At 71.7% G+C, this 9,164-nt stretch carries 9 protein-coding genes; 6 read left to right on the top strand and 3 right to left on the bottom strand.

The annotated features are described in order from the left end of the window. The first annotated feature begins 42 nt into the window (after nucleotides 1-42). The 3 genes from WH07_RS16590 (at nucleotide 43) to WH07_RS16580 (ending at nucleotide 3,240) form a co-directional block, all read left to right on the top strand. Complete coding sequence (locus WH07_RS16590) at nucleotides 43-1,698, top strand: FAD-binding dehydrogenase (protein WP_046500695.1); 1,656 nt, start codon at nucleotides 43-45, stop codon at nucleotides 1,696-1,698. Between the two features lie 266 nt (nucleotides 1,699-1,964). Continuing rightward, the gene (locus tag WH07_RS16585) at nucleotides 1,965-2,630 is read left to right on the top strand and encodes a molybdopterin-dependent oxidoreductase (RefSeq protein WP_079023288.1); all 666 of its coding nucleotides are present in this window, start codon (nucleotides 1,965-1,967) and stop codon (nucleotides 2,628-2,630) included. Further along, a complete protein-coding gene (locus WH07_RS16580; protein WP_232788931.1) occupies nucleotides 2,602-3,240 on the top strand; it encodes a cytochrome b/b6 domain-containing protein in 639 nt (212 codons plus the stop codon). The genes WH07_RS16585 and WH07_RS16580 overlap by 29 nt, the downstream gene beginning before the upstream one ends. Before the next feature lie 84 nt (nucleotides 3,241-3,324). Here the strand turns inward: WH07_RS16580 and WH07_RS16575 are convergent, their stop codons facing one another. Next, nucleotides 3,325-4,722 (bottom strand): GntT/GntP/DsdX family permease, encoded by a 1,398-nt coding sequence (locus tag WH07_RS16575; protein ID WP_046500692.1) that lies wholly within the window; start codon nucleotides 4,720-4,722, stop codon nucleotides 3,325-3,327. A 38-nt stretch (nucleotides 4,723-4,760) separates the two neighbouring features. Further along, nucleotides 4,761-5,270 (bottom strand): gluconokinase, encoded by a 510-nt coding sequence (locus WH07_RS16570; RefSeq protein ID WP_046500691.1) that lies wholly within the window; start codon nucleotides 5,268-5,270, stop codon nucleotides 4,761-4,763. Between the two features lie 303 nt (nucleotides 5,271-5,573). Between WH07_RS16570 and WH07_RS16565 the strand changes: the two genes are divergently transcribed. From WH07_RS16565 to WH07_RS16555, 3 genes are all read left to right on the top strand, one after another. After that, complete coding sequence (locus WH07_RS16565) at nucleotides 5,574-6,275, top strand: FadR/GntR family transcriptional regulator (protein WP_046500690.1); 702 nt, start codon at nucleotides 5,574-5,576, stop codon at nucleotides 6,273-6,275. 172 nt (nucleotides 6,276-6,447) lie between these two features. After that, entirely contained in the window at nucleotides 6,448-7,536 is a 1,089-nt protein-coding gene (locus WH07_RS16560) for an S-(hydroxymethyl)mycothiol dehydrogenase (protein WP_046500688.1), read from the top strand. Then, complete coding sequence (locus WH07_RS16555; protein WP_046500687.1) at nucleotides 7,533-8,162, top strand: MBL fold metallo-hydrolase; 630 nt, start codon at nucleotides 7,533-7,535, stop codon at nucleotides 8,160-8,162. Before WH07_RS16560 ends, WH07_RS16555 begins: the two co-directional genes overlap by 4 nt. Here the strand turns inward: WH07_RS16555 and WH07_RS16550 are convergent. Beyond that, nucleotides 8,147-9,088 (bottom strand): pseudouridine synthase, encoded by a 942-nt coding sequence (locus tag WH07_RS16550; protein ID WP_046500685.1) that lies wholly within the window; start codon nucleotides 9,086-9,088, stop codon nucleotides 8,147-8,149. The two genes, WH07_RS16555 and WH07_RS16550, sit on opposite strands and share 16 nt — an antisense overlap. Nucleotides 9,089-9,164: the final 76 nt, after the last annotated feature.

The following is a 9,164-nucleotide window of genomic DNA, read 5'->3' as shown; positions in this document are numbered from 1 at the left end:
CCCCTAAGCCCCCCGCACCCCCGAAGCCGAAGGACGGAAACCATGGCCTACGACGCTGATGTGATCGTGATCGGGGCGGGCCTCGCGGGCCTGGTCGCCACCGCCGAACTCGTTGCCGCCGGCCGGTCCGTCATCGTCCTCGACCAGGAGCCCGAGCAGTCGCTCGGCGGCCAGGCGCACTGGTCGTTCGGCGGGCTGTTCCTCGTGGACTCGCCCGAGCAGCGCCGCCTCCGGATCAGGGACAGCCGTGAACTGGCCCTCCAGGACTGGCTGGGCACCGCCGGCTTCGACCGCCCCGAGGACCGCTGGCCGCGCGCCTGGGCCGAGGCGTACGTCGACTTCGCGGCGGGCGAGAAGCGGGACTGGCTGTACCGGCAGGGCGTACGGTTCTTCCCGGTCGTCGGCTGGGCCGAGCGCGGCGGGTACGACGCCACCGGGCACGGCAATTCCGTACCGCGCTTCCACATCACCTGGGGCACCGGGCCCGCGGTGGTCGCGCCGTTCGAGCGGCGGGTGCGCGAGGGGGTCGCCAAAGGGCTGGTGACCCTCCGGTTCCGGCACCGGGTCACCGGCCTCGCCGCCACGGCGGGCGCCGTGGACACCGTGACCGGCGAGATCCTGGAGCCGAGCGACGCCGAACGCGGCACCGCGAGCAGCCGCGTGGTGACCGGGGCCTTCCAACTGCGGGCGCAGGCCGTGATCGTGACCTCCGGCGGTATCGGCGGCAATCACGACCTGGTGCGCGCCCAGTGGCCCGAGCGGCTCCGCACCCCGCCCCGCAGGATGCTCTCCGGGGTGCCCGCGCATGTGGACGGGCTGATGCTCGGCATCACGGAGGCGGCCGGCGCGCACCACATCAACCGCGACCGGATGTGGCACTACACCGAGGGCATCGAGAACTGGGACCCCATCTGGGCCCGGCACGGCATCCGTATCCTGCCGGGACCGTCCTCGCTCTGGCTGGACGCGACCGGGCGGCGGCTGCCCGTACCGCTCTTCCCCGGCTTCGACACCCTCGGCACGCTGGAGCACATCACGCGCTCAGGCCACGACCACACCTGGTTCGTGCTCAACCAGCGCATCATCCGGAAGGAGTTCGCGCTCTCGGGGTCCGAGCAGAACCCCGATCTGACCGGCAAGTCGGTACGCGGGGTCTTCGGGCGGGTACGCGCCGAAGTGCCGGGCCCGGTCAAGGCGTTCATGGACAAGGGCGCGGACTTCGTCGTCGAACGCGATCTGGCCGCGCTGGTACGGGGGATGAACGCGCTCACCGGGGAGCCGCTGATCGACGAGGGCCGGCTGCGCGACGAGATCACCGCGCGCGACCGGGAGGTCGCCCACCCCTTCACCAAGGACCTCCAGATCACCGCGATCCGGGGCGCCCGCGGCTATCTCGGCGACCGGCTGACCCGTACGGTCCCGCCGCACCGGATCCTCGACCCGGCGGCCGGGCCGCTGATCGCCGTGCGGCTGAACATCCTGACCCGCAAGTCGCTCGGCGGCCTGGAGACCGACCTGTCCTCGCGCGTCCTGACCGCCGGGGGCGAGCCGCTGCCGGGGGTGTACGCGGCGGGCGAGGCGGCCGGGTTCGGCGGCGGCGGTGTCCATGGCTACCGCTCCCTCGAAGGGACCTTCCTCGGTGGCTGCGTCTTCTCGGGGCGTACGGCGGGCCGCGCGGCGGCGGAAGCGGTCGGCTGACACCGGCCCGCGGTCCGGGCCACCGGCCGGCCGGCGCCCGCTGCCCGGCCTGTCCTGCGTCAGGCCCGGCTCTGTCCCGCGCTCCGGCCCGGCTCTGTTCCGAGCCACGGCCCGGCCCCGTTCCGTCCGGTCCGCGGTTCTGACGAAAGTCTGACGGATGTCCGCGGCCCCTGGATTCCGGGCGCCGCGGGTGTTCTCCTCGATGGGTGAACCCTCAACAGAGCGAGCCCGAGGGCGCGCCCGTGGGCCGCCGCGTGCTGCTCTCCATGCTCGGCCTGGGCGCGGCGGGGCTTGTCGCGGCGCCCCAGCTCCAGCGCGGTTTCGAGGCCTTCCTCGGCTCGGCCGCCGACAAGGACCCGACCGGTCTGACCGGACTGCTGCCCAACGGCGGCGGCTTCCGCTACTACTCCGTCACCGCCTCCGTACCCCGCAAGGGCCCGGACACCTACCGGCTGACGGTCGGCGGACTGGTCGACCGGCCCGCCACGTACACCCTCGACGCGCTGCGGGACCTGCCGCGGACCCGGATCGTGCGCGATGTGCAGTGCGTGACCGGCTGGCGCGTGCCGCACACCCCCTTCGAGGGCGTACGGCTCTCGGACCTCCTCGACGCGGCCGGGGTGCGCCCGGAGGCCAAGGCGGTCCGCTTCACCTGCTTCGACGGCGCGTACAGCGAGAGCCTGACGCTCCAGCAGGCCCGCCGCGCCGATGTGATGGTGGCGCTGAAGATGCAGGACAAGGAGATCGGGCACGCGCACGGCGGCCCGGTCCGGCTCTATGTGGCGCCGATGTACTTCTACAAGTCGGCGAAATGGCTCTCCGGGATCTCCGTCACCTCCGGCGTACGGCCCGGCTACTGGGAGGAGCGCGGCTATGACGTCGACGCCTGGGTCGGCAGGTCCAATGGCCGCGAGGACACCCCCACCGTCTGACCCGGGCGGTGCCGCCGCGCGGGTACGGCGTTTCGGCCCGGCCCAGCGCTGGGTGCACCGTACGACCGGGGCCCTGATGCTGGTGTGCGTGGCGAGCGCGGCCTGTCTCTACCTGCCCCAGCTCGCCGAACTCGTCGGTCGGCGGCTGCTCGTGGTCACCGTCCACGAGTGGTCGGGGCTGCTGCTGCCGGTGCCCGTGCTCGTCGGCCTCGTCTCCCGGGCCTTCCGCGCCGATCTGGGTCGGCTGAACCGTTTCCTGCCGTACGACAAGGAGTGGCTGCGCGCCGCACTGCGGCGCGACCCGCGCCCCGCCTCCCGGCCGTCCGGGAAGTTCAACGCGGGGCAGAAGCTGTACGCGGCCTGGATCGCGGGCGCGGTACTGGTGATGCTCGGCACCGGGCTGCTGATGTGGTTCACCGGGCTCGCGCCCGTCATGTGGCGTACGAGCGCCACCTTCATCCATGACTGGCTGGCCCTGGCCATCGGTGTCGTCCTCGCCGGGCACATCGGCATGGCGTACGGGGATCCCGAGGCCCGGCGCGGGATGCGGACCGGGTCGGTGGACCGGGCGTGGGCGGAGCGGGAGCACCGTCACTGGAAAGGTGACTGAGCTGGGCGTGCCCCGCCCCGCCGTGCCTGTCGTACGGACGGCCGACCTGTAAGGACAGCCGGCTCGTATGAACCGTCGGCCTCGCTACAACACCAGCGACAGCAGCAGCACACAGCCCAGGCCGACCACCGAGATCAGGGTCTCCATCACCGACCAGGTCTTGATCGTCTGACCGACGTTCATCCCGAAGTACTCCTTCACCAGCCAGAACCCCGCGTCGTTGACATGGCTGAAGAAGAGCGAGCCCGCCCCGATCGCCAGCACCAGCAGCGCGGCATGGGTGCTGGTCATGTCCGCCGCCAGCGGCGCCGCCAGCCCGGCCGCCGAGATCGTCGCCACGGTCGCCGAGCCGGTCGCCAGCCGGATGGCCACGGCGATCAGCCAGGCCAGCAGCAGGGCCGGGATCGACCAGTCCTTGGAGATGTCCAGGACCATCTGGCCCACCCCGGAGTCGATCAGCGTCTGCTTGAAGCCGCCGCCCGCGCCGACGATCATCAGCACGCCCGCGATCGGCGCGAGCGACTTCTCGACGGTTGAGGCGATCCGGTCCTTGGTGAACCCGGCCGCGCGCCCCAGTGTGAAGAGCCCGACGAGTACGGCGGCGAGCAGCGCGATCAGCGGTGAACCGACGACATCCGCGACCCGCTGGACGGTGTTCTCCGGGTCGTCCACGACGATGTCCACCAGCGCCTTGCCCAGCATCAGCACCACCGGCAGCAGTACCGTGGCGACCGTCGCCGCGAAGCTCGGCCGCCGCTCCAGCTTCTCGGAGGTGCGCTGCGGCACCATCCGGTCGGGGGCCGGGATGTCCACCCAGCGCGCCGCGTACCGGGAGAAGAGCGGCCCCGCGATGATCACCGTCGGAATGGCCACGACCACGCCCAGCGCCAGGGTGACCCCCAGATTGGCGCCGATCGCGTCGATCGCGACCAGCGGCCCGGGGTGCGGCGGGATCAGACCGTGCATCACGGAGAGCCCGGCCAGCGCCGGGATGCCGATCCGCATGAGCGAGTAGTTGCCGCGCTTGGCGACCAGCAGCACCACCGGGATCAGCAGCACGATGCCGACCTCGAAGAAGAGCGGCAGCCCGATGACCGAGGCGATGAGGACCATCGCCCAGGGCATCGCGCGCCCGCCCGCCTTCGCGAGGATCGTGTCGACGATCTGGTCCGCTCCGCCGGAGTCGGCGAGCAGTTTGCCGAGAATGGCGCCGAGCGCGATCAGCACTCCCACGCCCGCGACGGTGGAGCCGAGACCGGCGGTGAAGCTGGCTATGACCTTGTCCAGCGGGGCGCCCGCGAAGGCGCCGAGCGCCAGCGAGCCGATGGTCAGGGCCAGAAAGGCATGGAGCTTGGCGACGGTGATGAGCAGGACGATGACGGCGATACCGGCGAGCACGGCTATGCCGAGCTGGGCGTTGCCCGCCGAGGTGATCGGCTCGACGGTGTCCGCTGCCAGCGTCTCGACACTGAGACTGGTCACGGGGGGATTCCTTCGATTCGTGGATTTGGGCTGGGGATTCAGTCCATGAGCCGGCGCAGCGCGGCGACGGCCCGAGCGGTGATTCCTTGGGGGGTACCTGACACATCGACGCTGACGCCCGGCTCGTCGGGCTCCAGGTTCTCCAGGGCCGCGAACTGTGAGTCCAGAAGCGCGGGAGGCATGAAGTGCCCCTTGCGCTCCGCCATCCGCCGCCCGATGAGGGCCCGGTCCCCGGTGAGATGCAGAAAGACCGCGCCGGGCGCGGCGGCCCGCAGCCGGTCGCGGTAGGCGCGCTTGAGCGCGGAGCTGCTCACCACACCGCCGAGCCCGGCCCGGCCGTGCGCCCAGCGTCCGATCGCGTCGAGCCAGGGCCACCGGTCCGCGTCCTCCAGCGGAATGCCCGCGGACATCCTGGCGATGTTCGCGGGCGGGTGGAAGTCGTCGCCCTCGGCGTACGGGACGCCCAGTGCGGCGGCGAGCAGGGGCCCGACGGTGGACTTGCCGGTCCCTGCCACGCCCATCACCACGACGACGTGGGGGGTGCTCATGCCATGCCTCGCTGTCTCTCGGCCTGTCCTCTTCGACCCAGGGCCTGTCTCTCAGGTCTTGCCGGGCTCGCGTGCCCTGGCACCGTGACTCGCGGCGTTGTCGTCGGTCACCAGGGCTCCGCCATGGCTCCCTCCTCCGCCTTGCGATCCACGGCACCAGACCCCGCTCCCTGATCCGGCCTGACCCAAGAGACAGGCCCTGGCCTTCGCGCCAATGAAACGCATTAGGTACGACGTATTCAAGAGGCTGTGATGTAAACGTCGTACTTTTTACCGCCGGGCCCTGCCCCGTAGGCTTGGCCCATGACCACAGAAGGCCGGGGCCTGCATACCCGTGTGCTGGACGCTCTCGGCCTCGCCATCACCGCCGGCGAGTATCCCGCCGGAAGCGTGGTCCGTACCGACGAGGTCGCCCAGCGCTTCGACGTCTCGCGCACCGTCGTCCGCGAAGTGGTCCGTGTCCTCGAATCGATGCACCTCGTCGAGTCCCGGCGCCGGGTCGGCGTGACCGTACGCCCCGCCGAGGAGTGGAACGTCTACGATCCGCGGGTCATCCGCTGGCGCCTCGCCGGCGCCGACCGGCCCCGCCAGCTCCGCTCGCTGACGGTGCTGCGCTCCGCCGTCGAACCGGTCGCGGCCGGGCTCGCCGCCCGTAACGCCACACCCGAGCAGTGCGCCGCCCTCACCGAGCAGGCGCTCGGCATGGTCGCCACCTCGCGGGGGCGCCGGCTGGAGGAGTACCTCGTCCACGACATCGCCTTCCACCGGGTGGTGCTGAACGCGTCGGGCAACGAGATGTTCGCCCGGCTCGGCGATGTGGTCGCCGAGATCCTCACCGGCCGTACCCGTCACCAGGTGATGTTCGACGACCCGGACCCCGCGGCCGTCACCCTGCATGTGGGCGTCGCCGAGGCGGTACGCGAAGGCGACGCGGCCCGCGCCGAGGAACTGACCCGGGAGATCGCCGTCGGCGCGCTCCAGGAACTCGACGTCCTGGCTCCCTGACCGGACGGCCGGCCCCTGACCGGACATCCCGGCCCCCGGCCGATGTCCTGACCCCCGACCGGATCGTTCTGACGCCCCGTCGTCCGCGCCGGTGGCCAGCGGTACCCGCCCGCGCACGGGATAGTGGTGGGGAAGGATTCCGTCCCAGAGGTGAGGAAAGGCAGGTCCTGGCATGGCGCAGCAGGTGCAAGGGGTCATCGCCCCCGGCAAGAACGAGCCGGTACGGGTCGAGACGATCGTCGTACCCGACCCCGGCCCCGGCGAGGCCGTGGTGACGGTGCAGGCGTGCGGTGTGTGCCACACCGACCTGCACTACAAGCAGGGCGGGATCAATGACGACTTCCCCTTCCTCCTCGGCCATGAGGCCGCGGGCGTGGTGGAGTCGGTCGGCGAGGGCGTCACGGAGGTCGCGCCCGGCGACTTCGTCATTCTCAACTGGCGTGCGGTGTGCGGGGCTTGTCGCGCCTGCCTGCGCGGCCGGCCGCAGTACTGCTTCAACACCCACAACGCCCGGCAGAAGATGACCCTGACGGACGGTACGGAACTGTCCCCGGCCCTCGGTATCGGCGCCTTCGCCGAGAAGACCCTGGTCGCCGCCGGCCAGTGCACCAAGGTCGACCCGGCCGTCTCCCCGGCCGTCGCGGGCCTGCTCGGCTGCGGTGTGATGGCCGGCATCGGCGCCGCGATCAACACCGGCGGGGTGACCCGCGGCGACTCCGTCGCGGTCATCGGCTGCGGCGGTGTGGGCGACGCGGCGATCGTCGGCGCGCGGCTCGCGGGCGCGGCCCGGATCATCGCCGTCGACATCGATGACCGCAAGCTGGAGACGGCGAAGTCGATGGGCGCGACCCACACCGTCAACTCCCGCTCCACCGGCCCGGTCGAGGCGATCCGCGAACTGACCGGCGGGTTCGGCGCGGATGTCGTCATCGAGGCGGTCGGCCGTCCCGAGACCTACGAACAGGCCTTCTACGCCCGTGACCTGGCCGGCACCGTCGTCCTCGTCGGCGTCCCCACGCCCGAGATGAAGCTCGAACTCCCGCTGCTGGACGTCTTCGGGCGCGGCGGCTCCCTCAAGTCCTCGTGGTACGGCGACTGTCTGCCCTCCCGTGACTTCCCGATGCTGATCGACCTGCACCAGCAGGGCCGTATCGACCTCGCCGCCTTTGTCACCGAGACCATCGGACTCGGCGATGTGGAGAAGGCGTTCGCCCGGATGCACGAGGGCGATGTGCTGCGTTCGGTGGTGGTGTTCCAGTGAGCGTCCGTATCGACCGGCTCATCACCTCGGGCACCTTCTCGCTCGACGGCGGCACCTGGGACGTCGACAACAACGTCTGGATCGTCGGCGACGACTCCGAGGCCATCGTCATCGACGCCGCGCACGACGCCGCCGCCATCGAGGAGGCGCTGGGCGGCCGTACGCTGCGCGCGATCGTCTGCACCCACGCGCACAACGACCACATCGGCGCGGCCCCGGCGCTCGCCGCCGCCACCGGCGCGCCCGTCCTGCTGCACCACGACGATCTGCCGCTCTGGAAGCAGACCTACCCGGAGCAGATCCCGGACGGCGAACTCACCGACGGCGGGACCCTTTCGGTCGCCGGCACCACCCTGACCGTGCTGCACACCCCCGGGCACGCGCCCGGCGCGGTCTGCCTCCACGCCCCCGAACTGTCCACGGTCTTCACCGGCGACACCCTGTTCCAGGGCGGGCCGGGCGCCACCGGCCGGTCGTTCTCGCACTTCCCGACCATCATCGACTCGATCCGCGACCGGCTGCTGGGCCTGCCGCCGGAGACGGTCGTACGGACCGGCCATGGCGACACGACCACCATCGGCGCCGAGGCGCCCCACCTGGAGGAATGGATTCAGCGCGGCCACTGAGCGGGCCGCAGAAGTCGCAGGCGGCTTTCGAAGCGGTACGGCCCGCCGGTCACCGGATCCGTGAACTCCAGGGTCTTCGCGAGCAGTTGGAGGGGCCGGGCATAGTCGTCCGGCCCCTCCTCCCGTACCACCGGATAGAGCGGGTCGTTCAGCAGCGGCAGCCCCAGTGCGTTCATATGGACCCGCAACTGATGGGTACGGCCGGTCGCCGGAGAGAGCCGGTACCGGCCGAACCCGCCGTGGTGCTCCAGCAGTTCGATCCGGCTCTCGCTGTTGGGCTCGCCCGGCACCTCCCGCGCGGTCAGCACCCCGCGCTCCTTCTCGATCCGGCTGCGCACCGTGACCGGCAGCGCCACCGCCGGGTCGTACGGTGCGACTGCCTCGTACCCCTTCCGTACCAGCCGGTCCCGGAACAGCGTCTGGTACGCGCCCCGGTCCTCCGTCCGTACGACAAAGAGCGCCAGCCCCGCCGTCAGCCGGTCGAGCCGGTGCGCGGGCTGGAGCCCGGGCAGCCCCAGCTCCCGCCGCAGCCTGGCCAGCGCGGTGTCGGTGACATGGCTTCCACGCGGTGTGGTGGCGAGGAAATGCGGCTTGTCCACGACGACGATCCGCTCGTCGCGGTGCACGATCCCGATCTCGGACGGCACCCGCTCCTCGGCGGCGAACTCCCGGTGGAACCAGAGATAACGGCCGGCCGTGTACGGTTCGGCCGCCGCCACCGGACCGTCCACCCCGACGAACCGCCCCGCCCGCAGTATCGCGTCGACCCGCTCCACCCCGATGGCACGCCCGAACCGCGCGACGAGATGATCCCGTACGGTCGCCCACTCCCCACCGGGATCCGCGGGCAGCCGCACCCGCACCGGATCCACCCCGTCCCGCTGTCCCAACGGCGCCTCCGGCACCCTCCGCCGCCTCCGCCCCACTGCCCTCGCGCCTTCTCCCCGTCGTCTTCCCGGTGCCGTCCCGCCCGCGCACTCTACCGACGCCCGGCAGGCGTCC

Source organism: Streptomyces odonnellii, from assembly GCF_000981895.1.
GTDB classification, from domain to species: domain Bacteria; phylum Actinomycetota; class Actinomycetes; order Streptomycetales; family Streptomycetaceae; genus Streptomyces; species Streptomyces odonnellii.
The sequence above is the reverse complement of the archived record's forward strand: the minus strand, read 5'-3'. Positions and strand labels throughout refer to the sequence as shown.

Bases quoted from the DNA above. Each gene is read 5' to 3' on its own strand.
- WH07_RS16590 (WP_046500695.1), top strand. From the start codon at position 43: ATGGCCTACGACGCTGATGTGATCGTGATCGGGGCGGGCCTCGCGGGC.
- WH07_RS16585 (WP_079023288.1), top strand. From the start codon at position 1,965: ATGCTCGGCCTGGGCGCGGCGGGGCTTGTCGCGGCGCCCCAGCTCCAG.
- WH07_RS16580 (WP_232788931.1), top strand. From the start codon at position 2,602: ATGGCCGCGAGGACACCCCCACCGTCTGACCCGGGCGGTGCCGCCGCG.
- WH07_RS16570 (WP_046500691.1), bottom strand. From the start codon at position 5,270: ATGAGCACCCCCCACGTCGTCGTGGTGATGGGCGTGGCAGGGACCGGC.
- WH07_RS16565 (WP_046500690.1), top strand. From the start codon at position 5,574: ATGACCACAGAAGGCCGGGGCCTGCATACCCGTGTGCTGGACGCTCTC.
- WH07_RS16560 (WP_046500688.1), top strand. From the start codon at position 6,448: ATGGCGCAGCAGGTGCAAGGGGTCATCGCCCCCGGCAAGAACGAGCCG.